This is a genomic window from Citrobacter sp. Cpo091, assembly GCF_030332645.1.
GTDB classification, from domain to species: Bacteria; Pseudomonadota; Gammaproteobacteria; order Enterobacterales; family Enterobacteriaceae; genus Citrobacter; species Citrobacter portucalensis.
The window spans coordinates 385,708-409,023 of sequence record NZ_JAOWHL010000028.1 but is presented as its reverse complement, the minus strand read 5'-3'; the positions used below and the strand labels follow the sequence as shown (position 1 = coordinate 409,023).

The window sequence follows — 23,316 nt, the reverse complement described above, 5'->3', positions numbered from 1 at the left end:
TCATTGTCCCATTGTGCTGAAATGATTCATAAAAATATCTGATAATACAAAAAGCGCCGACGATTGCGACGCTTGCATCGAGATGCCCAGTTAAGCCCGCTGCCATCTCGCTGACTCAAGAGCGTTACTTAAGCGAAATTTATGTGTTCGCGACTGGAGATCAATCACCTGGTTTTTCAGGATACCCGAGGAATCAGAAAGCTCATCAACCATAATGGCATTACTTTGGGTTACATTCTCCAGTTCGGCCAGTGCATGAGTAATTCTGATAATTCCTTTCTCCTGCTCCTGTGTAGTGGTTAATATCTCGCCCATCAGTTGGTTTAATTGACCGGCACCACCGACAATATCATGCATATTTTTTTCTGCTTCACGCACAATAGCTGCACCTTGCTGAACATTTTGATGGGTTTGCGCAATCAGCTGCTTAATATTCTTAGCAGCATCCGCACTACGGTGTGCAAGCATTCTGACCTCACCGGCCACCACGGAAAAACCTTTGCCATGTTCACCGGCCCTCGCCGCTTCCACGGCAGCATTCAATGCCAGAATATTTGTCTGGAATGCGATACCATCAATTAGCGTAATAATTTCCGTCATCTGCTGTGCACATTCGGTGATTGAACGCATATTTGTCGCAACCTGCACCATTAATTCGCCACCCTGAATGGCACATTGCGTGGCAACTGTTGCCTGGACGCTGGCGATCTGCGTGTTGTCAGCATTATTTCGCGTATTAACGGCTATTTCATCCATATTAGCAGCCGTCTGCATCAATGCTCCGGATTGTTGTTCCGTTTTCACTGAAAGCTCGGCGCTGCGTTCCGCAAGCTGTTCAGAGAGCGCCATCGCCGTTTGTGAAGATGTTCTGATCTCATTAACGAGTGTTGAAATATTACTCGATAAACTATTGATGCCCGGTATTAGTCTACCCGCACAATTATTACCAAACTCAGGGATACTGATCGCCAGATTCCCAGACGTCACTTCCTCAATGCTCCTTTTTACCGTATTGATCGGCATGACCAGGTATTTCGTCATATACCACCATAAGCATAATATAGAAATAACGATTACCACATTTGTACCAATTATAATTTCCGGCGCGGCCGAGAAAATCATCTCAACAATATTGAGAGCAACTGCCGAAATGAGCAGAAATAAAATAATAAAGGTTCTGACGCTAATATCATTTAACATTTTAGTCCTGTGCACTAAGAAATTATGTAGATATTATTTTTTATAGCACCTGCAATGCAGAATGCCATTGCTCTGCGACGAAAGCTGAACTTTCAATGAGAACCTGCAATCCTTTTACTTAAGGCAAGAAATTACACCCTTTATTCCTGTTAGCTCAGTGTTTTATTCCATCAAATGGCTGTGATGGCGCCAGTCATCAGGTTATTGTGATGACAAGCACATGGAGAGCATAAAACACACAGAACTATAAATTTGGTGAATGTTTATATAAGTAATGGCTCGTTATTTTCACTATCTTCCTGTTTCCTCTAATACCAGTGTAAAAACATAAGAACATTCCCGGTTTTATCATGTTAACTGGACAAAACCTGCTAGATTTATTACCACGGCTTTTTTTCGATAGGTAGTATGATGTTGAACGTGTCGTGGGACCCTGTATTGATTGGGATTTCCTTTGTTGTCGCGTTTATTGCCTCTTTTATTGCTCTCGATAGTGCGGGCAAGGTGGCAATCTCCAATCGACGTGAATCAACCTTCTGGCGCCTGTCTGGCGGGGCTACGCTAGGGATGGGGATATGGTCAATGCATTTTATCGGTATGCTGGCCATGAAAATGAGTATGCCGATCAATTACCATTTTTCGCTCACGGCATTTTCTTTCTTTATTGCGCTCATTTCTGCAACTCTCGCTATTAATATCGCCATTTCCGGTAATACGCTTTCAACAAAACGATTAGTCGTAGCCACAGGAATATTAAGCGCCGGTGTCGTCACCATGCACTACGTTGGCATGTATGCCATCATTGAGCATGTTGCCATCCTATGGAGTCATTCGCTGATACTGCTCTCAGTGATGATTGCCATCGTTGCATCTGGTGTAGGTTTGTGGCTGGCGTTTCATTTACGCCAAAATACCCGTCGAGCCCTGATCAATCGGCTTGTCGCCGCCCTTATTATGGCGCTGGCGATTGCCTCTATGCATTACACCGGGATGGGAGCGGCAACATTCACCCATTTTGGACACACGATACACAATGGACTCAGCACACTGGAACTCTCTGTCTGGGTCTGCGCCGTCACGCTGGTTATTTTGGGTATCATGCTGGTGGTGTCGATGGTGGATTCGCAACTGCGTACCTCCCGACTGGCTGACAACTTACATCAACTTAACTGCCAGCTTGAGCATCAGGTCCACTTCGACGCACTTACCGGACTTGCCAATCGCACACAGATAGATGCCTGCTTACAGGCCTGTCTGCAGCATTCCAAACTGCATCAGCATCAATTTGCTCTGGTATTCATCGATCTCGATCGCTTCAAAGTCGTTAACGATACCTGGGGACATCACATCGGCGATCAGTTGCTGATCGCCAGTACGCAGCGAATCTACAGCTGCCTTGATGACACCATGACGCTGGCGAGGCTGGGGGGAGATGAGTTTATTCTTCTGGTTCCTGACTGTAATAAAGAGGATATCACCGCTCTGCTGACCCGGATTGCGGCTGCGATTGGTGATCCTTTCACGCTGTTTGGGTACACCATTCGGGTTTCGTTAAGTGCGGGAAGCAGTATTTATCCTGAGCATGGTTCCACGTTGCATGAGTTAAAAGTAAAGGCTGATATGGCGATGTATCATGTCAAACAGGCTGGCAGAAACGGTTGGGCTATTTATAGCCCGGAAATGGAAGCTATCGCCGATACACCGCCGACATTTTTACAGGAATTGTCACAAGCACTGGAACACGATCAATTTGAGCTTTGGTATCAACCCAAATACACCGCCGGAGATCATTCCCTGACCGGTTTTGAAGCATTATTACGCTGGCATCACCCGGAACGCGGCATGCTGTTACCTGCTGAGTTTCTGCCTGCGCTGGAAGAGACAGGCCTTATCATTCCGGTCGGGAAATGGGTTATTCAGCAGGCATGCCAGCAGTTACATCAATGGAAGTTACAAGGCCATGCGGAATGGACCCTCGCCGTTAATCTTTCCCCTTCCCAGTTTGAACAACATGACATCGTTGATGTGGTTTGCAGCGCCCTTGCACAATATCAACTATCACCTGCATATCTCACGCTGGAATTGACTGAAAGTACAGCACTTAAAAATTTAAAACGTAGCGCTGAAGTTTTAAATGCATTTTCAGCTTTAGGGATCACCGTTTCTATTGATGATTTCGGTACCGGTTATTCAAATATATTGATGTTGAAGTCTCTTCCGGCACGGGAATTAAAAATTGACAGAGTATTTGTTAAAGATATCAGCGAGAACAGCAAAAATACAAAGATTGTGTCTACTATTATTGACATAGCCCACTCCATGAATATGCAAGTAGTGGCTGAAGGAATAGAGACCCAGGAGCAGGAAATACTCCTGACCCAGATGGGATGTGGCGTGCTGCAAGGTTTCTTGTTTGCAAAACCGTTGCCTGCGCATCAGATCCATGAATTGATTCCAACGGAAAGTAACATTAAGCAGCAGCGAATCGTACAGTCTTTGTCTCCTCAACAATCAATAACATTATGAGACTGTAATATAAAAAACAGATGCCATTAAACGGGCAACACAGCAGATAAAGATAACGGGATTATCGATGAGCACAACCGAGCTGCATTCACTGGATTTATTAACCCTGCCGGTGTGGATTGTTTCGCCGCATACCGAAGAACTGGTGTTCGCTAATACCGTTGCACGGGAACTGATGCAGGCCCCCTGCTTTTCTCTACTCCGCAAGGGCATATTTTCAACTCATGCCCAGAATGATTTAACCATGTATCTCAGCGATTTGAGAAATCATCACGACATTGTAGAAATCCTTACGGTTTGCCGCGAAGGTGAAGACGTCGCGATGGCCAGCCGCCTCTCCATCCGCTCTCTGCCGGAATCAGGTGACGTTATTCTTTTCGAAGGCATTGAAACACCGACTTCGCAAGGTCTGAAAGCGAGCCGTTCAGCGAATTATCAGCGAAAAAAACAGGGATTTTACGCGCGTTTTTTCCAGACTAACTCGGCCCCAATGTTGCTTATCGATCCGTCCCGTGATGGGCTTATCGTTGATGCAAATCTCAGTGCGCTAAATTTTTATGGCTATAGCCATGATACGATGTGCCAGAAACATACATGGGAAATCAATACGCTGGGCCGTCATATACTCCCGGTGATGCATGAAATCGCCCATCTTCCCGGTGGCCATAAACCTTTGCATTTTGTGCATAAACTGGCAGACGGCACATCCCGTCACGTACAAACCTACGCCGGGCCAATCGAAATCTACGGTAATAAGCTCATGCTGTGCATTATTCATGATATTACCGAGCAAAAACGGCTGGAACAGGAGCTTGAGCGTGCGGCCCTGCGTGACGCCTTAACGGGATTGCTTAACCGCCGACATTTTTATCAGGTAACCGAGCCGGAACAGACCCACGCGATGTCATTGACACAGGATTACAGCCTGCTGTTGATCGACACCGATCGCTTTAAAAGCATTAACGATCTTTTTGGTCATTTAAAAGGTGATGAGGTACTTTGCGCTCTGGCACGCACACTTGAATCCTGTGCAAGAAAGGATGATCTGATTTTTCGCTGGGGAGGTGAAGAATTTGTGCTGCTGCTGCCGCGAACCTCGTTAGATATTGCCCTCAATCTCGCAGAAGTGATACGGGCGACGGTGGCCAAAGTGACTCTCCCGGGCCTTCCCCGCTTTACCGTCAGCATTGGCGTAGCTCGGCACGAAACAAACGAAAGCATCGATGAGTTATTCAAACGCGTTGACGACGCGTTGTACAAAGCCAAGAACGAAGGCAGGAACAGAGTGCTGGCCGCCTGATGTTTACGTCGTTCAGCGACTACGTTTAGCGTGACGCTCCCAGTTGTCCTGTTTTGCCTGTGCGGTTTTACGCAATGCCACATAACATGCCCCGCTGCCGCCGTGATGCGGCAGTGCGGCGCAGTATGCTTGCACGTCGTCAAATTCCGTCAACCAGCGCGCCACGTAGCTGCGAACAATATTGGCATGGGAGTTATCGTCACGTCCCTTGCCGTGTATCACCAGCACGTTACGCAACCCTTCCTGCTGCGCCTGCAGAATAAAGCTAAAGAGCATCTGGCGACATGTTTCAACAGGTTGGCGAATAAGATTAAGGCTCGCCTGCTGCGGGTATTTTCCGTTTCGCAGCTTGTCGGTCACGCCGTTCTGTAAACCTTCGCGACGAAACTCGAGCGGCACATTCAACGGGACAATATCGAGAAATCCCGTCGAGAGAAAATTATCCAGTTGTAGCGTATCGATACGCGCCGGAGTGCGAAGATTGCGCATGGGCTGCCAGTGCACATCGGCATGGTGTTTCAGCGGTTGAACATCCCCCATTGCGTCAAGAAACAGCGATGCATCATCAAGGTTCATGTTTCATCCTCCAGCGTATTGCGACGGGCATTATCATAACCGCGCACTATTATACCGACAACTGTACCGGTAACGGTTTACGATTATTTCCAATAATTAACCGGATCCTCCGCGCTGAACCGATCTACTCACGACAAGTTGATATCCGTTTTTAGGGGTATAGCTGCGACGGTCACTGCCGTGATAATGTGTAGGCTCGCCTGAATGCTGTAATGAGAGAAACGGATGCTTAACTTACTGGAAGACACCATCGACACGCCGCTGGGCCCGCTGTGGGTTATTTGTGATGAGCAATTTCGCCTGCGCGCAGTGGAATGGGATCAGCACAGCGATCGCATGGAACAATTGCTTGATATTCATTACCGTACAGAAGGTTATCAGCGCATTACCGCCAAAAATCCTGGTGGATTAAGCGACAAACTCTCTGAGTATTTTGCCGGAAACCTCAGCATCATTGACACGCTGGAAACGGCAACCGCTGGGACGCCTTTCCAGCGTGAAGTCTGGCAAGCATTACGCACTATCCCCTGCGGGCAGGTCATGCATTATGGTCAGTTGGCCGAACAGTTGGGGCGCCCCGGCGCTGCAAGAGCCGTCGGCGCTGCTAATGGCTCCAATCCAGTAAGCATTGTGGTTCCCTGTCATCGCGTCATTGGACGTAACGGCACCATGACCGGATATGCCGGCGGTGTACAACGAAAAGAGTGGTTATTGCGCCACGAAGGTTATTTGCTACTCTAGATTCCAGGCAATTAATGCCTTATTCATCACACTTCCGCATAATGCGACACCAAATTAAGTGTGGTTAATCAAGCAGATAAAAACATTCGCTCCAGTTATGCCTGAATTATTCTCTATTGGGAGTAGCTCAGGCTTACGTGCTCACCAAAAAGATGTTAAAATTGACAAATATCAATTACGGCTTGAGCAGACCTATGATCCCGGAAAAGCGAATTATACGGCGCATTCAGTCTGGCGGTTGTGCTATCCATTGCCAGGATTGCAGCATCAGCCAGCTTTGCATCCCGTTCACACTTAACGAGCATGAGCTTGACCAGCTCGATAACATCATCGAGCGCAAAAAGCCTATCCAAAAAGGGCAGACGCTCTTTAAAGCAGGTGATGAGCTTAAATCACTCTACGCTATCCGCTCCGGAACGATAAAAAGCTATACCATTACCGAACAAGGCGATGAGCAAATTACCGGTTTCCATCTGGCGGGTGACCTGGTAGGTTTTGACGCCATTGGCAGCGGCCATCACCCGAGCTTTGCTCAGGCGTTGGAAACCTCAATGGTATGCGAAATTCCTTTCGAAACCCTTGATGACCTGTCCGGTAAGATGCCGAACCTGCGTCAGCAGATGATGCGTCTGATGAGTGGCGAAATCAAAGGCGACCAGGATATGATCCTGTTGCTGTCGAAGAAAAACGCTGAAGAGCGCCTGGCGGCCTTTATCTACAATCTGTCTCGTCGCTTCGCCCAGCGTGGGTTCTCGCCTCGTGAATTCCGCCTGACCATGACCCGTGGCGACATCGGTAACTATCTCGGTCTGACGGTTGAAACCATCAGCCGCCTGCTGGGTCGTTTCCAGAAAAGCGGCATGCTGGCGGTGAAAGGCAAATATATCACTATTGAGAACAGCGACGCGCTGGCAGTTCTTGCCGGCCACACGCGTAACGTTGCGTAATCTTTCCGCAAGCCTCTCTGTTATCCTTCTGTCAAATCGCTAAATTTTCCCGATTTATTGATCTGGCAGGAGGTTATTCCCTGTTTCAATCTACATTATTGGGTTACTCTTTTAGTTACAAACTGCGATGACAGTTGTAAGGAGACCCTGTATGGCTATGTATAAAAATATGCTGGTCGTCATCGACCCTAACCAGGACGATCAACCAGCATTACGGCGAGCTGTTTATTTGCATCAACGGATTGGTGGCAAAATTAAAGCCTTTTTGCCGATCTATGACTTTTCCTATGAGATGACTACCCTGCTGTCGCCTGATGAGCGTACGGCAATGCGTCAGGGGGTCATCAGCCAGCGAACTGCATGGATACGTGAACAAGCGAAATACTACATCGAAGCAGGGATCCCTCTGGAGATTAAAGTGGTCTGGCATAACCGACCCTTTGAAGCCATCATCCAGGAAGTCATCAGTGCCAGGCATGATCTGGTCCTCAAGATGGCGCACCAACACGACCGCCTCGAAGCCGTAATATTTACGCCAACCGACTGGCATTTATTGCGTAAATGTCCAAGTCCGGTATGGATGGTGAAAGACCAGCCATGGCCTGAAGGGGGTAAAGCACTGGTTGCCGTAAACCTCGCCAGTGAAGAGGCTTATCACAACGCGCTCAATGAAAAACTGGTCAAAGAGACGCTACAGCTTGCAGAACAGGTTAACCATACCGAAGTGCATCTGGTTGGCGCCTACCCTGTCACACCAATCAACATCGCGATTGAACTGCCTGAATTTGATCCCAGCGTTTATAACGACGCAATCCGTGGACAGCATCTGCTGGCCATGAAGGCGCTACGCCAGAAATTCAGTATTGATGAGAAAGTGACGCACGTTGAAAAAGGCTTACCTGAAGAGGTCATTCCTGATTTAGCCGAGCACTTGCAGGCGGGTATTGTGGTATTGGGGACCGTCGGACGTACCGGTATTTCTGCTGCGTTTCTTGGTAATACCGCGGAACAGGTTATCGATCATCTACGCTGTGACCTGCTGGTCATCAAGCCGGATGAATATCAAACGCCAGTTGAACTGGACGACGAAGAAGACGATTAACCACTCAATGAAATGCCGGATGGCGATATCATCCGGCATTTTAAACGCCTAGTGTTGCTCCTCACCACCGAGGAAATAGATACCTAGCGGGATAGCCAACAGAATCGTAAACACCATGCTGTAGACACAAATCATTGCAGATTGAATGGCGTACATTGAAGCGGTCCAGTCGGATAGCGGAATGTCATACTGTTCAATAACGCCACCGATCGTCGCTCGCGTCACGACCGACGCTGCGATAATAAACACTCCAAGCAGGCACAACAGAAACTTCCGTCCCTTCGCTGTTTTCAGCTTAGCCATGATCATAGTATTGTCCTTTTGCAGATGAAAACCTTGTTACTTTGCGCTAACAATACCATGACATCAACTGACTGTCTGCTACATAAACCGCATACAGGGTTGACGTCAGCGTTATTTCGCTGAAAATAGCGCTGATTGCATTATTTATCTCTCCTTTTGATTAATGATCTGACCGCCTTAACTGAGTAAAATATCTGGGGATTAGGATATCAGATGATATTTAGCTAACACGGAGTTGCCAGGAAGAATCATGATCGCTGAACTGTTTATGAATAATGCGTTTAATTTGACGGTAATTCTTAGCTGCTGTGCCGCGCTGGTCCTGATGAGCGTCTGGTATCATCGTGGAGAGCGTCGCTGCAAAGGATTCATATTTCATGCCGCACAATTTTTTGTCTATGCCATTATCATTGGGACGTTTGGCAGCATTGCTAATAACGTTATCGAAAGTTACAGCCTGAAATTTATCTCCCCCAGCGTGGTCGACTTTATCTGCACCTCGTTGATTGCGTTGATCCTGACCATCAAACTTTTTCTGGTGATTAATCAGTTTGAAAAGACGCAGATTAATAAAGGCAGAGATATCACCAGCGCGAGGATCCTGTCGCGTATCATCAAGATTACCATCGTGGTTGCCATCATTTTACTGTATGGCGAACACTTCGGTATGAGCTTATCCGGCCTGTTAACCTTTGGCGGTATTGGCGGTATCGCAGTGGGTATGGCGGGGAAAGATATTCTGAGCAACTTTTTCTCAGGCATTATGCTCTATTTCGACAGACCGTTTAGCATAGGCGATTGGATCCGCTCCCCGGACCGCAATATTGAAGGCACGGTAGCAGAAATTGGCTGGCGAATGACTAAAATAAACACCTTCGACCATCGTCCGTTGTATGTGCCAAACTCGATTTTCTCCTCCATCAGCGTAGAAAACCCAGGGCGCATGACCAACCGGCGAATTAAAACGGTGATCGGGTTACGATATGAGGATGCCGATAAAGTCGGTGCCGTTGTCGAGTCGGTCAGAGAAATGCTGCAAAACCATCCTGGAATAGACCAGAAACAAACTCTGTTGGTCTATTTTAATGAATTTGCCGATTCATCGTTGAATATCATGGTGTATTGCTTCACGAAAACCACCGTCTGGAAGGAATGGCTCGCGGTACAGCAAGACGTTTATTTAAAGATTATCACGATAGTCCAGACAAACGGCGCCGACTTTGCGTTCCCCAGCCAGACGCTGTATATGGACAATCCTGAAGCATCGCCATCGACACACTAACAAAAGAAAAGACGCGGAAATCCGCGTCTTTTTTGTACTTATTTCAATGAGGAAATATCAATTACAAAGCGGTATTTCACATCGCTTTTCAACATCCGCTGCCAGGCACGATTAATATCCTGAATATCGATCACTTCGACATCGGCGGTAATACCATGCTGACCGCAAAAATCCATCATCTCCTGCGTTTCAGCAATGCCGCCGATAACTGAACCCGCCACAGACCTACGCCCAAGGATCAGGGGAACCGTATTCAGAAACGGATCCAACGCACCAAGATAACCGACCAGCACCAGCGTACCGCTTAGCGCCAGGGTTGGGATATAAGGGTTCAGGTCATGAACGTAGGGCACAGTATCGATAATCAGATCAAACTGATTCGCTGTCGCTTTCATCTGTTCACTGTCAGTGGAAAGCACAACGTGACTGGCACCCAAACGTCTGGCATCAGCTTCTTTGCCCGGTGAACGCGTAAACAGCGTAACTTCCGCGCCCAGCGCATTAGCAAGTTTGATTGCCATATGCCCGAGTCCACCCAGACCGACAACCGCGACTTTACTGCCCTCGCCTACCTGCCAGTGGCGCAGAGGCGACCATGTTGTGATCCCGGCGCAAAGCAGCGGCGCCGCACCGCGTAAATCGATCCCTTCAGGGACCTTCACCACAAACTTTTCGGTAACGACAATTTTGTCAGAATAGCCGCCGAAAGTAGGCAGACCGTCATGACGGTCGATATCGTTATACGTTAGCGTGTTACCTTCTTCGCAATACTGCTCTAGCCCCTGCTCGCAGGCGCTACAGTGTTGACACGAATCAACCATGCAGCCGACCCCTGCGAGATCGCCCACTTTGAATTGTGTTACCGACTTACCAACATGCACCACGCGGCCAATGATCTCATGCCCTGGTACCATCGGATATTTAGCACCGCCCCAATCGTTGTAGGCGTTGTGAATATCCGAGTGGCATACACCGCTGTATAAAATATCGATAACCACATCATCTTCACGCGGATCGCGACGAACAAAATTATGGGGGACTAAATCTTCTTTCACCGCCAGAGCAGCATAACCCTTCACATTCATGACCATTGAGATCTCCTCAGGGATTAGGTGTTACCAGAACCAGCATAGTTCAGGGCAGCAGGTTGTACTCAGCGTCGCTAACCGGTTCCAGCCATTCGTTCGACGCGCCAGGGGCCGGGATTTCCACGGCGATATGGGCAAACCAACTATCACGCGCGGCGCCGTGCCAGTGTTTCATTCCCGCCGGAATGTGCACGACATCGCCGGTTTTCAGCTCACGTGCCGGTTTATTCCACTCCTGATACCAGCCTCTGCCACCGGTCACCAGCAATATTTGTCCACCCTCATGATGAACATGCCAGAAGTTACGACAACCCGGTTCAAATGCGACATTGCCAATTACCACGCCTTCCATGGAGAGCATGGTCAGATAGCTGTCGCCAGTGAAATACTTCGCATACGCTTCATTTTTCTCTCCACGTGGAAAGACGCTGTTACCATCAAATTGTTCGTTCATAGTGACTCCAGTATGGATAATGTCCGCGGTGTTCATACCAGACATTCATCAAGAACCGTACGGGCATTTTCCCCAATCCCGGCTCCACAGTGCTGTTCGAGTATCGTAATAAACTCACTGAGTTGCTCAGGGAGGATCCCGATGTTAAGGCATATCGCAAAATGGCTTTTCAACTGGCTGTTAACGCCGCCCAGAACGGCCAGCGCCGAAACGGTCACCCATTCACGGTCCTGCCAGTCAAGTACATCTCGCTGAAAAGTATCGCCAAACAGATGTGCTTTAAGCCAGACATCAATAGCGGGTGCAAAGTCAAACAGCGGACCGCTTACAGGCTGTCCAACCAGTTGCGTCTGAGTTAGGCTCCCAGCCTGAACACTGTTCCAGTCTGCAGGTGGCGGCGTGGCCGTTCTACCTTCGTCGTCTGAAAGCCCTTTCTCGCTTCGAGTTTTCACCACCGACATAAAGCAGGACAGACCGTTCAGGCTGCGAGGGAAACCGCAGTATGCGTAGAGCTGTAGCAGGATCTCTTTTACTTCATTGAGCGTGAGTCCCGCATCCAGTCCGGCGTTGAGCGCGACGTCCAGCTTTTCCATCTGTCCTGTGGCAGTGAATGCCGCAATGGGAATGATTGCCTGTTGTCTGGCATCCAGTTGGTATTGCATATTCGACTCTCCAAATGGTGGCAACATTGCACCACCGGGGGCTGAAAACAGTAAAATTATAGAGACTCGACGTGTCGGTGATTAGAGAGGAAAAGAAGGACAAACTTATGAGCTGTACTCATTAATAATCAGCAGCAGGTACTCTTTATTTGCAGGTAACTGATTGAAGACTTACGCCACAATCTCGATTAAATTGCCGTCAGGATCTTTTATCACCGCTTCGTAATAACCATCGCCAGTAGTGCGCGGACCTGAGACTAATATCCCCTGTCCCTGCGCTTGCATTGCAATGGCATCAACATTTTCATTGCCGCCAACAGAAATGGCGAGGTGTACCCATCCGCAACGATTATTGTCAGGTTGCTGCCCGATAAGACCCGGTTTGGTCATTAACTCAATCGCAATTTCCTCGCCAATTTTGACAAAATAAGATTCAAACCCAGGATTGGTTTTACTGCGGTATTTCTCGTTGATCTTGCCGTCAAAAAACGAGACCCAGAAGCGAGCTTGCTGCTCGAGATCCTGTGTCCATAACGCCATATGCGCAATCTTCATAGCGAACCTCTTCCCGTTGTATCCAGAATAGTACGGCCCCTGTAAGGGATGTTGACATCGTTAATCATAATGCACGATCATGCACTCTATTGCTCGATGTTTATTTCACCTGGAGTATCCATGCTCGATTACGCCGCATTCCCGGAACAGCGCCAGGCGCTTATCTTTCAGATCCTGCAAGAAAACGGCAGGGTCATTTGTTCTGAACTTGCTAACCGATTAGGTGTTTCTGAACACACAATTCGTCGTGATTTGCATGAATTGAGCAAAGATGGCGTGTGTAAAAAAGTCTATGGTGGCGCGGTCATTACACTCCCTGAATCCGAAGACATCGACGTACGCAAGAGTATTAATGTAGCCAAAAAGAGCAACATCGCGCAGAGATGTGCCCGACTGGTCAAATCTGGAAGCTGTATTTTTATCGACACGGGTAGCACCAATCTGGCAATGGCAGAAGCTCTGCCCGCCGAACTGGCGTTAACCGTGGTGACAAATTCACCGGAGATTGCCGCCGTTTTGCTAAAAAAACAGCTGTTTGAAGTCATTATGCTGGGTGGCGTGGTGCAGAGATCTTCAGGTGGGTGCGTGGGAGCTTCCGCCATCGCACAAGTGCAGGACATTTTATTCGATCAGGGATTTATTGGCGGCTGCGCGATGTCGCCTGAATCCGGCTTAACGGGATTTGATTATGCGGATTGTGAATTCAAAAAAGCGGTGATTAAACAATGTAATGAAACTATCGTCGCGCTAACGGCTGAAAAAATCCCAGCCGTCGCCCGATATGTCGTTACCGAAAGCAGCAATATCGATGTGATTGTTGTAGAGGACAACATCAGCAAAGAGTACGCCACAGCGTTCCAGGCGCACGACATTCGAATTTATACCGTCTAACCGCGGTAGGCCCGCTGAAAATTTACTGTGCTAAACGTCGCTCCTGGCGTCAGCGCGATGATCGCTGACAGATAATCCAGACGGATTTTTTGCTGGTTTTCAGATTGCCCCACGACCAGAAATTCTTCTTTTTCCACGGTGGTACACGTCGTCAGCGCTTTAGCATCAAAACATGTGCCATCCGTTAGTTCAATGCGCAACCAATAGTGGTACATGCAGGCGATTTCCAGATAATCATGAAGATCGCAATCTATCGGGTGATACTCTTCGGTCGTTTTCATCATGCTACCTTCCCCAAAGTCTTGTATATTCGGGAAATCGCCAACGCAACTTCCCGAACTATCCAGCTATTTCAACGCTTCAATGGGAGCGCCGAAATTAATATGCAGCACATTGCCGTCAATCACCAGCGCCGGAACAGATTTCACGCCAGCCACTTCAGCCTCAGCAACCCGATCAGGTTGCTCTCCCAGATGAACCACATCGATTTCAACATCTGCAGACAAATGCTGCAGAAGTGTCTGTTCTGCGGAAACACAAACCGGGCAACCTGCATGATAGAAACGAGCTTTAGTCATGATACATCTCCTTTAAATTATAGTATCGATTCGATACTATAATTCATGCTACGCTGCTTTTATCCTTTGTCAATATAGTTTTTAATCGATACTATATGCCGAGGAGGATTTGTTATGCCCGACATGTCACTTTTCGATGTACTTGACCGGCTTTCCAGCCTGACAAGGATGTGGTTTCGCCAACATCCATTACTGGCGGATCTCCAGCCGGTACAACTTAGCGCGTTAATGTATCTGGCCCGTTGCAACCGTTATTCCAATACGCCGCTTGGCGTGACAGACTACCTCGGTCTCACCAAAGGTACCGTGTCACAATCGCTGAAGCTTTTGGAAAACAAAGGGTTGATTGTTCGCAAGCCGGATGACCGTGATAAACGTAGCGTCCATCTACACTTAAGTGAGTCGGCCAATACCTTACTGGACGCCCTGCTCCCGCCAACGTTTTTAGTGGAGGGTGAATCGGCAATGGGTGAACGGGCGATCGTGCTCAGAGAGCTGCTGTTAGAACTGTTACGCGGGATCCAGAGGACCAACAATGTGCCTGGCTTTGGACTTTGCCATAGCTGTCGCTTCCACCAAAAAATTGATGGTCAGGGATTTTGTAATCTGACGAAAGAGAGATTGAGTGAAGAAGATTCATTGCTGATTTGCCGGGAGCATCAGCCGCCGGAAACATAAAATGGCTGGTGCAAAATCACACCAGCCATTATCTCTGTTAGTGCTTAACGATATACATTGTGCGGCTGTATGCGACATCTTCAGGGTTAGTAATCGGATACCCTTTCAGCCACGGTTTAATTAAACGCCCGTTGGTATACTGATAAATCGGTGCAATAGGTGCCTGTTCCATCAGAATTTTCTCCGCGGCGTTATAATCGGCATTGCGCGCTTTCTCTGTATTCTCCAGAGTTGCCTGGGTCAACACTTTGTCGTACGCCGGATCATTAAAGCGGGAGATATTGCCTGTATGGGTCGATGTTAATAGCGACAAGAACGTAGAAGGCTCATTGTAGTCACCCACCCATGAGGCGCGGATCACATCAAAATTACCGGTATTACGGCTGTCGATATACGTTTTCCACTCCTGGTTCTGCAGTTTCACGTCAACACCGAGGTTCTTCTTCCACATAGAAGCCACTGCGATAGCAATCTTCTGATGATTTTCTGAGGTGTTGTACAGCAGCGTCAGTTTAAGCGGTTTCTGTGGGCCATAGCCCGCCGCACGCAGCAGCGTTTTTGCCTGCGCGTTCAGTTCTTCCTGACTCATTTGCTCAAACGGTGAAGGTTCCGGCACAAATCCTGCCGTTACATCCGGCGTAAAATGCCATGCCGGCTTCTCACCTGTACCCAATACCTTCTCCGCCATCAGACGACGATCGATAGTCATGCTGAGTGCCAGCCGCACGCGTGAATCGGCGGTCGGTCCCTTCTGGGTATTGAAAGCATAATAATAAGTACCAAGCTGCGGCGGGGTGTAAACCTGACCCGGGATATCCTTCAACAGTTTCTGGTACATATTTTTCGGGAAGGATTCCGTGATATCAATATCACCAGCAAGATAGCGCTTGGTCGCAGCTGATTCCTGGTTGATCGGCAGGAAGGTGACTTTTTGTAACACTGTTTTGGCGTTGTCCCAATAATGTGTGTTTGGTACCACTTCCAGTTTTTCGTTCACGACGCGATCTTTGAGCACATAGGCGCCGTTACCAATAAGATTGCCTGGTTTGGTCCACTCTTTGCCGCTCTCAACGTTAGCTTTTTGTACCGGATAGAATGCAAAACTCGCTGTCAGATTGGCAAACCAGGGCAGCGGTTTATCCAGTTGAACTTTCAATGTCCGTGCATCGACAGCACTAACGCCAAGTTTATCAGGCGTGGCTTTGCCATCGATAATAGCCTGAGCATTATTAATACCCGCCAGCGCAGCAAACCAGGCAAACGGCGACAGCGTTTTTGGATCAACCAGACGCTGCCAGCTATAGACAAAATCCTGCGCCGTTACCGGCGTACCATCCGCCCATTGCGCATTGTCACGCAGCGTAAACGTCCAGATGCGGTTATCGTTACTCTTCCATTGGGTAGCGACGCCAGGCACGATCTCACCCTTCTCATTCTGGTTGACCAGCCCTTCAAATAGATCACGAATTACCTGAATTTCAGGCAGCCCGACGGCTTTTGCCGGATCAAGCGACGCCGGTTCGTCTTTTATATGACGCACCAGTTCTTGTTTCTCTGCCAGTACCGTTCCGCTGGGAACATCAGCAGCCCAGGATAAAGAAATGCTGCTAACCAACAACGCACAACAGGTTACTGAAACAGAATGCTGCATAAGATACCCTCAATTCCGGCTACTAAGTGAATGTGTAATTATTTGTATCGCCAGCAGGAAATGCAATTAACTTCCGACAAGAAAGTGATATTACACCTGAAAAGATAAGTGTGTGAAAACGATTTGATTATCCATACATTTTGCACAACACTGCGAGTAACAATCCAAGCATTCAGAGATGACTATGACCGTTACCCGTCCCCGTGCCGAGCGCGGCGCATTCCCACCTGGAACCGAACATTACGGACGTTCATTGTTAGGCGCACCGCTAATCTGGTTTCCTGCACTGGCAGCCGATCGTGAAAGCGGTCTGATACTGGCGGGAACGCACGGCGACGAAAACTCCTCGGTCGTTACCCTTTCCTGCGCATTGCGTACGCTTAACCCTTCTCTGCGTCGCCACCATGTAGTGCTGGCCGTAAACCCTGACGGTTGCCAGCTTGGACTGCGCGCAAATGCGAACGGCGTCGATCTGAACCGTAACTTTCCCGCCGCAAACTGGAAAGCGGGCGAAACGGTGTACCGCTGGAACAGTAGCGCAGAAGAGCGTGATGTGGTGTTGTTGACCGGCGAAAGTCCGGGTTCAGAACCAGAAACCCAGGCGTTGTGTCAGCTTATTCACCGAATTCATCCCGCCTGGGTAGTCTCTTTTCACGATCCACTGGCCTGTATTGAAGATCCCAGAAGCAGCGAGCTGGGTTCGTGGCTGGCACAGTCGTTTGAATTGCCTCTGGTCACCAGCGTAGGTTATGAAACGCCCGGCTCTTTTGGGAGCTGGTGCGCAGACCTGAATTTACACTGCATAACCGCCGAATTTCCGCCCATTTCATCGGATGAAGCGAGCGAAAAATACCTGCTGGCCATGTCCAATCTGCTGCGCTGGCACCCTAGAGATGGAGCTGCCCGGTCGTAAAATGCAGGGCTGGCTCCGCATCGCTGGCAAGCCAGGTAGGGCCATCAAGATCGGCAAAGTTAACCTGCGGCGTAAGCGGTAACGCCGCACCGATAGCCCGGGAGGTACACAGCATGCAGCCCAGCATCAGCGCAAATCCCTGCTCGCGGGCTTCCGTTGCCAGCGCCAGTGCCTCCGTCAGACCGCCTGTTTTGTCCAGTTTGATATTGACCATTTCATAGCGTCCGTGCAGCGCTTTCAGGCTACTGCGAGTGTGGCAACTTTCATCTGCGCAGATGGGCAGCGGATGCACAAAATTCTCCAGCGCGGCATCATCCTGAGCCGGCAGCGGCTGCTCCAGCATTGCCACCCCTAAATCAGCCAACAGCTGACAGCGTGCCGCAAGGCCTTCTGCCCGCCAGGATTCATTGGCGTCGACAATAATCGTAGCGTCAGGAACAGCCGCACGAATGGCAACCATCCGCTCACTAATCAAGCGAGCATCCAGTTTAACTTTCAGCAGTTTTGCGCCATTTCCCCACAGCGCAGCCGCGCTCGCAGCCATTTGTTCCGGCGAGCCAATCACCACTGTTTGCGCCGTCGTCACCACTTCCGCCAGTTCACTTCCCACCAATTCCGCCAGCGACTTCTGCTGTTGACGCGCACTCAGATCCCACAACGCGCAGTCTACGGCATTTCGCGCAGCCCCTGCTGGCAGCAGCTTTTGCAGCTCTTCACGCGTAAGTCCGTTTTCCAGCTGTGGCGCAATGCTCATAATTTGCGCCAGAACAGAGGCATCGCTTTCACCGTAGCGTGGGTACGGTGTGCACTCGCCAATACCTGTGACGCCATTTTCTGTCAATTCGACGACAACCACATGCGCTTCGGTCCTGCTCCCACGGGCGATGACAAAGGGAGTGTGCAGCGGCCAGGCTTCCTCATATACCTTAACTGTTCTCATTTGTTTTCCTTAATGCAGTCCCTGAAGCGGATATCCGCAAATAGCGTTTGCCGTGTTAACTGTTGATGGCATAAACTAGCCTCGACGTTAACTATATGTAAACAGGAAGATAACCATGTCACAAACCGTTCATTTCCAGGGCAACCCGGTTGCAGTTGCCGGCTCCATTCCTCAGGCTGGAAGCAAAGCTCAGGCTTTTACCCTTGTGGCTAAAGACCTGTCTGACGTTACGCTGGGCCAGTTTGCAGGCAAGCGCAAAGTGCTGAATATTTTCCCAAGCATCGATACTGGCGTTTGCGCGGCATCGGTACGTAAGTTTAACCAACTGGCGACAGAAATCGACAATACCGTCGTACTGTGTATTTCGGCCGACCTGCCATTCGCCCACTCTCGTTTTTGCGGCGCGGAAGGTCTGAGCAACGTTATCACGCTGTCCACCCTGCGCAACGCAGAATTCCTGAAAAACTACGGTGTTGAAATCGCTGAAGGCCCGTTGAAAGGTCTGGCCGCACGTGCCGTAGTTGTTATCGATGAAAATGACAACGTCGTCTTCAGCCAACTGGTCAATGAAATCACCAACGAACCAGACTACACAGCGGCGCTGGACGTACTGAAAGCGTAAGCTGCGTTTGCATACAAAAATGCCTCCGGATGGAGGCATTTTCATTTACGGCATTACTCTTCGCTTTTTTTCTGTTGGCTCAGGCCGTACTCGCGCAATTTATTGGCAATCGCGGTATGCGAAACGCCGAGGCGCTTGGCCAGCTTGCGCGTGCTGGGATAATTCATATACAGCTGCGTCAGCACGGAGCGTTCAAAGCGGCTGGTAATTTCATCCAGCGACCCTTCCATCACCTCTTCTCCGACCGCAACCGTTGCCGCATCATAATCCGGCAGTAAAATATCCTGCGGCCGTAGCTCATAGCCTTCAAGCTGGGTCAACGCCCGGTAGATAGCGTTTTTAAGCTGACGCACGTTGCCCGGCCAACCGTAACGGGTTAACACCGTGCTGAGATCGGCGGACAGCTTCGGACGCGGCACGCCCTGCTCATCGGCAAAACGCGCCACGAACAGTTCGGTGAGCGGCATAATATCTTGTGGGCAATCGCGCAGCGGCGGCAGGTTTAACGTCAGTACATTCAGACGATAATAGAGGTCTTCACGGAAAAGTCCTTTCTGCACCAGCTCCACAAGGTTCTTTTGCGTCGCGCAAATCACACGGACATCAACATGAACTTCGTGATCTTCTCCCACGCGACGGAACGTACCGTCATTGAGAAAACGCAGCAATTTGGTCTGCATACGCGGCGACATTTCGCCAATTTCATCTAACAGAACCGAACCGCCATTCGCCTGCTCAAAGAACCCTTTTTTACCTTCCGGCGCATGGCCAAACAGCTCGCTTTCAACCGCATCTTCAGGGATTGACGCGCAGTTCAGCGCCAGATACGGTTTCGACGCACGTGGGCTTGCCAGATGGCAGGCGTGAGCAAAGAGATCTTTGCCGGTGCCGGTATTACCAGTAATCAGCAGCGGCGCGCTCAGCGTCGCCAGCTTGCGCGCCTGTTCCACCACGTGTTTCATTTTGGCGCTGACGGCAATAATCTGGCTAAACGCGCTGAGATCCTGCGTAGTCATATTTTGCAACTGACGTCCCATTCGAATGGTGGAGCGCAACATCACCACCGCGCCGGTCAGCATCTGCTCCTGATTTTCGCCCTGCAAATGGACAGGCGTAATTTCCATCAGGAAATTCTGCCCGTTAATCACGACATGTTCGCTATGGGAATCCTGCGGATTGCTTTCCAGCCAGCGCTGGAAGTTAAACCCATTGATTAACTGGGCTGCGGTATGGTTGCGCATCCGCTCCTGGGTGTGCGCAAAAAGTTGACAGCTCGCAGGGTTCGCCATCTCAACTTTGCTTTTCATATCAAGAGAAAGGACCGGTTCTGGCAACGCTTCAAGCAGAGCACTCAGCGCCAGATGTTCACGTTCGGAAGGCATCCAGGGTACGGTACGCACATCCGTAACCCCTGAAATACGGCGGATTTCAGCCATCAGACTGCTGAAGTTGGTGAACTCCAGCTCCGCAAAATTAAGGTAAATTCGCCCGATGGGGTCAATCTCGATACCGCGTAAATCAATGCTTCTCAGCACCAGTAAATCGAGCAATTCGCGGGTCAGACCAAGACGGTCTTCACAAAAGACTTCCAAACGCATAGGAACCTTCACCTGGACAAGGGATTATGTGTTAAATGATAAGACAGTATTTGGTTTGCAGGAAGAACTCTGTCAACAAATATTGACAGCGCGCTGGAAAATTAGGCGCCGGGGCGTAAAGTTATACGATCGGCGCCTGTTTTATAGCTAACTTTCGCGCGGAGATTTGTTCTTTTGTAACGTCTCTTTCACCTGACCAATCAGTTGACGGCGAAAATCGCCCAGTCGTGGCTTATCATCATCGATCCACGGCAGCGGTCGGCAAAGTTCCATAGCTTTAATGCCCAGACGCGCCGTTAATAACCCCGCGCCAATGCCCTGTGCGGCACGCGTTGATAAGCGGGCGGCTAAATCCTGCGACATCCAGTCCATCCCTACTTCCCGCACCAGCTCACTGGCCCCGGCAAAAGCGATATTCAGCAGCACCAGGCGGAACAAGCGCAGACGGCTGTAATAACCAAGTTCAATGCCATACAGCGATGCAATGCGATTAATCAGCCGCAGATTTCGCCAGGCGATAAACGCCATATCCACCAGCGCCAACGGACTGACTGCAATCATCAGCGTGGACTCTGCCGCTGAACGACTGATCTCACGCCGGGCTTGCGCATCCAGTACCGGCTGCACAAGATGGGCATACAGGCTGACCACTTCGCGATCGTTCTGCGTTTCATGAATTGAGGCATACCAACGCTGTAGAGCCGGATGCGACTGATCGATACCAGCCTGCTGCGCCAGTTTTTCACAAAATGCACGACCTTTTCCGGTTCCATGGCTGTGGAGCAAGTCTCGCGCTTCATCACGTTCGTGCGCGCGCTGACGCAATCGCCACAATCTGCGCCACTCGGTCGCCACCGATCCGACACCTGCGCCGATAATCAATGCGCCTGCGGCACATCCTCCCAGCGCGACCCAGTCCTGAGTCTGCCAGGCGTTCATGGTCCACTGCACACCCTGAGCAACAACGCTTACGCCAAACAGCGCCAGCCCGCCCATCACCATCTTGCGCCACAGACTGCGTTTGGGGCGTAAGGCCGCATCAATGACGGCCTCCGCCTGACCTTCGTCTTCCAGGGGTTCATCCACTTTCGCTGGAGAAAAAGTCTGCGCCTCCGTCTCATTGAACATTTGCTGCGCTTTAAACGCCGTGTTTTGTTCCACGTCCAGCGGACCTGAGAAATCGATACGCGGTTTTAACGGCTCGCTCATCGCAATTTATCTCCTATTAAAAACTCCAGCGCGGCATCAAGGCGGATATGCGGTAAGGGTTTATCGACATCCATAACCTGCGGGCGAAACGCCTCAAACTGAAAGCCCTGGCTGTCCCAGAACGCCTGTCCTGGCAGTCGCGCGGGCACTTCCCCCGGATAAACGGTTAGCGGTTCGCCATCGCTCAGACGATTACCACGCAGCGCCGGGATCTTTTCACCTTTCACGTCGATCAAGCCGCTGGTGGTTGCCTGCACCGATGCCAGCCCCAGACAATCCATGCTGATACCTTCGAACGCCGCGTTTTGCCATGCGTCCTGGATCAGTTGCTGCAATAACGACACCATATTGGCGTGCTGATCGACCGTGACGTGGTCGGCTTTGGTGGCGGCAAACAGCAGCTTGTCGATCACCGGAGAAAATAGCCGACGAAACAGCGTACGCTGCCCGTAATGGAAGCTTTGCATCAACTGGGTAAGCGCCAGGCGCATGTCGTTGAACGCCTGTGGCCCGCTGTTGAGCGGCTGCAGGCAATCGACCAGCACAATCTGGCGGTCAAAGCGCAGGAAGTGATTCTTATAAAACCCTTTGACGACCTTTTCGCAGTAATAATTGAATCTTTCGCGCAACATGCCCGCGTTGGTGTGTTTGTCAGCCTGCGCCAGCTTTGATTCCCCCCAGGCATCGACATCCGGCCACGGGAAGAATTGCAGCGCAGGCGCGCCCGCCATATCCCCGGGCAGGACAAAACGGCCCGGTTGAATAAAATGCAGGCCCTGCTGTTTACACTGATGCAGATACTCCGTCCAGGCGGCAGCAATTTCCGCCAGACGGTTTTCATCAGCAGGCGCCAACGGATCCAGCCCCTGGCATAACTGCCGCCATTTTGCCGACCATTCGCCCCGCTGCCCCTGCAATAATCCGGTCATTTGCCGCGACCAGCTCAGATAATCCTGGGCAAGCATCGGTAAATCGAGCAGCCACTCCCCCGGATAATCGACGATCTCCAGGTACAGCGTGGAGGTGTCTTTAAAGTGGCGCAGTAAAGAGTCATTGGATTTATAGCGCAGCGCCAGACGTATTTCACTCACGCCGCGCGTAGGGGTCGGCCAGGTTGGCGGAGAGCCGTACAGTTGCGCCAGTCCCTCATCATAGGTAAAGCGCGGAATGCCAAAATCGCGTTGAGGAACCCGTTTTACGCCGAGCAAACGCTCTTCGCGCACGCAGCTGAGCAACGGCAGACGCGCACCGGCATGAATATTGAGTAACTGGTTTACCATCGCAGTGATAAACGCCGTCTTACCGCTGCGGCTAAGTCCGGTGACAGCCAGGCGTAAATGCCGGTCTACGCCGCGATTAACCAGCGAATTGAGTTCATTTTTAAGTCGCTTCATCGCCATCCCGTTTTGCTGAGGAACCGAAGAAATTATAACAAACAGGAAGTAATGATAGGGGTCAATTCTTACTTATCAACTACCTGGGCGGTACCTGGCGGCATTA

Annotated in this window: 24 protein-coding genes; 10 read left to right on the top strand and 14 right to left on the bottom strand. The window is 50.1% G+C overall.

The window, feature by feature from the left end:
* Window positions 1-90: 90 nt before the first annotated feature.
* A complete protein-coding gene (locus tag OGY04_RS05470; RefSeq protein ID WP_286584911.1) occupies window positions 91-1,200 on the bottom strand; it encodes a methyl-accepting chemotaxis protein in 1,110 nt (369 codons plus the stop codon).
* A gap of 411 nt (window positions 1,201-1,611) precedes the next feature.
* Between OGY04_RS05470 and OGY04_RS05465 the strand changes: the two genes are divergently transcribed.
* On the top strand, window positions 1,612-3,726 hold the full coding sequence (locus OGY04_RS05465; RefSeq protein ID WP_286585158.1) for a putative bifunctional diguanylate cyclase/phosphodiesterase: 2,115 nt from the start codon (window positions 1,612-1,614) through the stop codon (window positions 3,724-3,726).
* Between the two features lie 67 nt (window positions 3,727-3,793).
* A complete protein-coding gene (locus OGY04_RS05460; protein WP_008784893.1) occupies window positions 3,794-5,026 on the top strand; it encodes a GGDEF domain-containing protein in 1,233 nt (410 codons plus the stop codon).
* Between the two features lie 12 nt (window positions 5,027-5,038).
* Here the strand turns inward: OGY04_RS05460 and smrA are convergent, their stop codons facing one another.
* Window positions 5,039-5,602, bottom strand: a complete 564-nt coding sequence (smrA, locus tag OGY04_RS05455) for a DNA endonuclease SmrA (RefSeq protein ID WP_008784894.1) — start codon at window positions 5,600-5,602, stop codon at window positions 5,039-5,041.
* A gap of 225 nt (window positions 5,603-5,827) precedes the next feature.
* On the opposite strand from smrA, the gene ogt reads away from it, so the two are divergent.
* From ogt to uspE, 3 genes are all read left to right on the top strand, one after another.
* Complete coding sequence (gene ogt, locus OGY04_RS05450) at window positions 5,828-6,343, top strand: methylated-DNA--[protein]-cysteine S-methyltransferase (protein WP_008784895.1); 516 nt, start codon at window positions 5,828-5,830, stop codon at window positions 6,341-6,343.
* Between the two features lie 194 nt (window positions 6,344-6,537).
* Window positions 6,538-7,290 carry a fumarate/nitrate reduction transcriptional regulator Fnr gene (gene fnr / locus OGY04_RS05445; RefSeq protein WP_003020397.1) on the top strand — a complete coding sequence of 251 codons (753 nt, stop codon included), beginning with the start codon at window positions 6,538-6,540 and terminating at the stop codon, window positions 7,288-7,290.
* Between the two features lie 151 nt (window positions 7,291-7,441).
* Window positions 7,442-8,392, top strand: coding sequence for a universal stress protein UspE (gene uspE, locus OGY04_RS05440; protein WP_003833229.1), 951 nt, complete (start codon window positions 7,442-7,444; stop codon window positions 8,390-8,392).
* 48 nt (window positions 8,393-8,440) lie between these two features.
* On the opposite strand, the gene OGY04_RS05435 is transcribed toward uspE, so the two are convergent.
* On the bottom strand, window positions 8,441-8,701 hold the full coding sequence (locus OGY04_RS05435) for a DUF2534 family protein (protein ID WP_003020403.1): 261 nt from the start codon (window positions 8,699-8,701) through the stop codon (window positions 8,441-8,443).
* Window positions 8,702-8,945: 244 nt separating this feature from the next.
* On the opposite strand from OGY04_RS05435, the gene OGY04_RS05430 reads away from it, so the two are divergent.
* Window positions 8,946-9,977, top strand: coding sequence for a mechanosensitive ion channel family protein (locus OGY04_RS05430; protein WP_219988312.1), 1,032 nt, complete (start codon window positions 8,946-8,948; stop codon window positions 9,975-9,977).
* A gap of 38 nt (window positions 9,978-10,015) precedes the next feature.
* Here the strand turns inward: OGY04_RS05430 and OGY04_RS05425 are convergent, their stop codons facing one another.
* The 4 genes from OGY04_RS05425 to OGY04_RS05410 form a co-directional block, all read right to left on the bottom strand.
* Window positions 10,016-11,068, bottom strand: a complete 1,053-nt coding sequence (locus tag OGY04_RS05425; protein WP_286584907.1) for an NAD(P)-dependent alcohol dehydrogenase — start codon at window positions 11,066-11,068, stop codon at window positions 10,016-10,018.
* 43 nt (window positions 11,069-11,111) lie between these two features.
* Window positions 11,112-11,519, bottom strand: a complete 408-nt coding sequence (locus OGY04_RS05420) for a cupin domain-containing protein (protein WP_020996378.1) — start codon at window positions 11,517-11,519, stop codon at window positions 11,112-11,114.
* A 32-nt stretch (window positions 11,520-11,551) separates the two neighbouring features.
* Window positions 11,552-12,181 carry a carboxymuconolactone decarboxylase family protein gene (locus OGY04_RS05415; RefSeq protein WP_502872411.1) on the bottom strand — a complete coding sequence of 210 codons (630 nt, stop codon included), beginning with the start codon at window positions 12,179-12,181 and terminating at the stop codon, window positions 11,552-11,554.
* A gap of 171 nt (window positions 12,182-12,352) precedes the next feature.
* Window positions 12,353-12,736 carry a VOC family protein gene (locus OGY04_RS05410; protein WP_048235289.1) on the bottom strand — a complete coding sequence of 128 codons (384 nt, stop codon included), beginning with the start codon at window positions 12,734-12,736 and terminating at the stop codon, window positions 12,353-12,355.
* A gap of 120 nt (window positions 12,737-12,856) precedes the next feature.
* Here OGY04_RS05410 and OGY04_RS05405 point away from each other — a divergent pair, with 120 nt between their 5' ends.
* Window positions 12,857-13,627, top strand: coding sequence for a DeoR/GlpR family DNA-binding transcription regulator (locus tag OGY04_RS05405; protein ID WP_286584903.1), 771 nt, complete (start codon window positions 12,857-12,859; stop codon window positions 13,625-13,627).
* Here the strand turns inward: OGY04_RS05405 and OGY04_RS05400 are convergent.
* A complete protein-coding gene (locus OGY04_RS05400) occupies window positions 13,624-13,908 on the bottom strand; it encodes a Rho-binding antiterminator (RefSeq protein WP_153753978.1) in 285 nt (94 codons plus the stop codon). The two genes, OGY04_RS05405 and OGY04_RS05400, sit on opposite strands and share 4 nt — an antisense overlap.
* 66 nt (window positions 13,909-13,974) lie before the next feature.
* On the bottom strand, window positions 13,975-14,205 hold the full coding sequence (locus tag OGY04_RS05395) for a glutaredoxin family protein (RefSeq protein WP_008784905.1): 231 nt from the start codon (window positions 14,203-14,205) through the stop codon (window positions 13,975-13,977).
* 114 nt (window positions 14,206-14,319) lie between these two features.
* Between OGY04_RS05395 and OGY04_RS05390 the strand changes: the two genes are divergently transcribed.
* Window positions 14,320-14,883 carry a MarR family winged helix-turn-helix transcriptional regulator gene (locus OGY04_RS05390; protein ID WP_008784906.1) on the top strand — a complete coding sequence of 188 codons (564 nt, stop codon included), beginning with the start codon at window positions 14,320-14,322 and terminating at the stop codon, window positions 14,881-14,883.
* 37 nt (window positions 14,884-14,920) lie between these two features.
* On the opposite strand, the gene mppA is transcribed toward OGY04_RS05390, so the two are convergent.
* A complete protein-coding gene (mppA, locus tag OGY04_RS05385; protein WP_008784907.1) occupies window positions 14,921-16,534 on the bottom strand; it encodes a murein tripeptide ABC transporter substrate-binding protein MppA in 1,614 nt (537 codons plus the stop codon).
* Between the two features lie 184 nt (window positions 16,535-16,718).
* Here mppA and mpaA point away from each other — a divergent pair, with 184 nt between their 5' ends.
* Window positions 16,719-17,447, top strand: coding sequence for a murein tripeptide amidase MpaA (gene mpaA / locus OGY04_RS05380; protein WP_060682138.1), 729 nt, complete (start codon window positions 16,719-16,721; stop codon window positions 17,445-17,447).
* Here mpaA and ycjG read toward each other — a convergent pair.
* On the bottom strand, window positions 17,422-18,387 hold the full coding sequence (gene ycjG / locus OGY04_RS05375; RefSeq protein WP_008784909.1) for an L-Ala-D/L-Glu epimerase: 966 nt from the start codon (window positions 18,385-18,387) through the stop codon (window positions 17,422-17,424). The genes mpaA and ycjG overlap by 26 nt on opposite strands.
* 115 nt (window positions 18,388-18,502) lie before the next feature.
* Here ycjG and tpx point away from each other — a divergent pair, with 115 nt between their 5' ends.
* Window positions 18,503-19,009 (top strand): thiol peroxidase, encoded by a 507-nt coding sequence (tpx, locus tag OGY04_RS05370; protein WP_003020437.1) that lies wholly within the window; start codon window positions 18,503-18,505, stop codon window positions 19,007-19,009.
* Between the two features lie 53 nt (window positions 19,010-19,062).
* Here the strand turns inward: tpx and tyrR are convergent, their stop codons facing one another.
* From tyrR to OGY04_RS05355, 3 genes are all read right to left on the bottom strand, one after another.
* Window positions 19,063-20,607 carry a transcriptional regulator TyrR gene (tyrR, locus tag OGY04_RS05365; protein ID WP_008784910.1) on the bottom strand — a complete coding sequence of 515 codons (1,545 nt, stop codon included), beginning with the start codon at window positions 20,605-20,607 and terminating at the stop codon, window positions 19,063-19,065.
* A gap of 147 nt (window positions 20,608-20,754) precedes the next feature.
* Window positions 20,755-21,816 carry a YcjF family protein gene (locus tag OGY04_RS05360; RefSeq protein WP_032943592.1) on the bottom strand — a complete coding sequence of 354 codons (1,062 nt, stop codon included), beginning with the start codon at window positions 21,814-21,816 and terminating at the stop codon, window positions 20,755-20,757.
* On the bottom strand, window positions 21,813-23,210 hold the full coding sequence (locus OGY04_RS05355; RefSeq protein ID WP_003833262.1) for a YcjX family GTP-binding protein: 1,398 nt from the start codon (window positions 23,208-23,210) through the stop codon (window positions 21,813-21,815). Before OGY04_RS05355 ends, OGY04_RS05360 begins: the two co-directional genes overlap by 4 nt.
* Window positions 23,211-23,316: the final 106 nt, after the last annotated feature.

What these genes read in the sequence shown, in the direction of transcription:
- OGY04_RS05470 (WP_286584911.1), bottom strand. Translation starts at nt 1,200, where the DNA reads ATGTTAAATGATATTAGCGTCAGAACCTTTATTATTTTATTTCTGCTC.
- OGY04_RS05465 (WP_286585158.1), top strand. Translation starts at nt 1,612, where the DNA reads ATGTTGAACGTGTCGTGGGACCCTGTATTGATTGGGATTTCCTTTGTT.
- OGY04_RS05460 (WP_008784893.1), top strand. Translation starts at nt 3,794, where the DNA reads ATGAGCACAACCGAGCTGCATTCACTGGATTTATTAACCCTGCCGGTG.
- smrA (WP_008784894.1), bottom strand. Translation starts at nt 5,602, where the DNA reads ATGAACCTTGATGATGCATCGCTGTTTCTTGACGCAATGGGGGATGTT.
- ogt (WP_008784895.1), top strand. Translation starts at nt 5,828, where the DNA reads ATGCTTAACTTACTGGAAGACACCATCGACACGCCGCTGGGCCCGCTG.
- fnr (WP_003020397.1), top strand. Translation starts at nt 6,538, where the DNA reads ATGATCCCGGAAAAGCGAATTATACGGCGCATTCAGTCTGGCGGTTGT.
- uspE (WP_003833229.1), top strand. Translation starts at nt 7,442, where the DNA reads ATGGCTATGTATAAAAATATGCTGGTCGTCATCGACCCTAACCAGGAC.
- OGY04_RS05435 (WP_003020403.1), bottom strand. Translation starts at nt 8,701, where the DNA reads ATGATCATGGCTAAGCTGAAAACAGCGAAGGGACGGAAGTTTCTGTTG.
- OGY04_RS05430 (WP_219988312.1), top strand. Translation starts at nt 8,946, where the DNA reads ATGATCGCTGAACTGTTTATGAATAATGCGTTTAATTTGACGGTAATT.
- OGY04_RS05425 (WP_286584907.1), bottom strand. Translation starts at nt 11,068, where the DNA reads ATGGTCATGAATGTGAAGGGTTATGCTGCTCTGGCGGTGAAAGAAGAT.
- OGY04_RS05420 (WP_020996378.1), bottom strand. Translation starts at nt 11,519, where the DNA reads ATGAACGAACAATTTGATGGTAACAGCGTCTTTCCACGTGGAGAGAAA.
- OGY04_RS05415 (WP_502872411.1), bottom strand. Translation starts at nt 12,181, where the DNA reads ATGCAATACCAACTGGATGCCAGACAACAGGCAATCATTCCCATTGCG.
- OGY04_RS05410 (WP_048235289.1), bottom strand. Translation starts at nt 12,736, where the DNA reads ATGAAGATTGCGCATATGGCGTTATGGACACAGGATCTCGAGCAGCAA.
- OGY04_RS05405 (WP_286584903.1), top strand. Translation starts at nt 12,857, where the DNA reads ATGCTCGATTACGCCGCATTCCCGGAACAGCGCCAGGCGCTTATCTTT.
- OGY04_RS05400 (WP_153753978.1), bottom strand. Translation starts at nt 13,908, where the DNA reads ATGAAAACGACCGAAGAGTATCACCCGATAGATTGCGATCTTCATGAT.
- OGY04_RS05395 (WP_008784905.1), bottom strand. Translation starts at nt 14,205, where the DNA reads ATGACTAAAGCTCGTTTCTATCATGCAGGTTGCCCGGTTTGTGTTTCC.
- OGY04_RS05390 (WP_008784906.1), top strand. Translation starts at nt 14,320, where the DNA reads ATGCCCGACATGTCACTTTTCGATGTACTTGACCGGCTTTCCAGCCTG.
- mppA (WP_008784907.1), bottom strand. Translation starts at nt 16,534, where the DNA reads ATGCAGCATTCTGTTTCAGTAACCTGTTGTGCGTTGTTGGTTAGCAGC.
- mpaA (WP_060682138.1), top strand. Translation starts at nt 16,719, where the DNA reads ATGACCGTTACCCGTCCCCGTGCCGAGCGCGGCGCATTCCCACCTGGA.
- ycjG (WP_008784909.1), bottom strand. Translation starts at nt 18,387, where the DNA reads ATGAGAACAGTTAAGGTATATGAGGAAGCCTGGCCGCTGCACACTCCC.
- tpx (WP_003020437.1), top strand. Translation starts at nt 18,503, where the DNA reads ATGTCACAAACCGTTCATTTCCAGGGCAACCCGGTTGCAGTTGCCGGC.
- tyrR (WP_008784910.1), bottom strand. Translation starts at nt 20,607, where the DNA reads ATGCGTTTGGAAGTCTTTTGTGAAGACCGTCTTGGTCTGACCCGCGAA.
- OGY04_RS05360 (WP_032943592.1), bottom strand. Translation starts at nt 21,816, where the DNA reads ATGAGCGAGCCGTTAAAACCGCGTATCGATTTCTCAGGTCCGCTGGAC.
- OGY04_RS05355 (WP_003833262.1), bottom strand. Translation starts at nt 23,210, where the DNA reads ATGAAGCGACTTAAAAATGAACTCAATTCGCTGGTTAATCGCGGCGTA.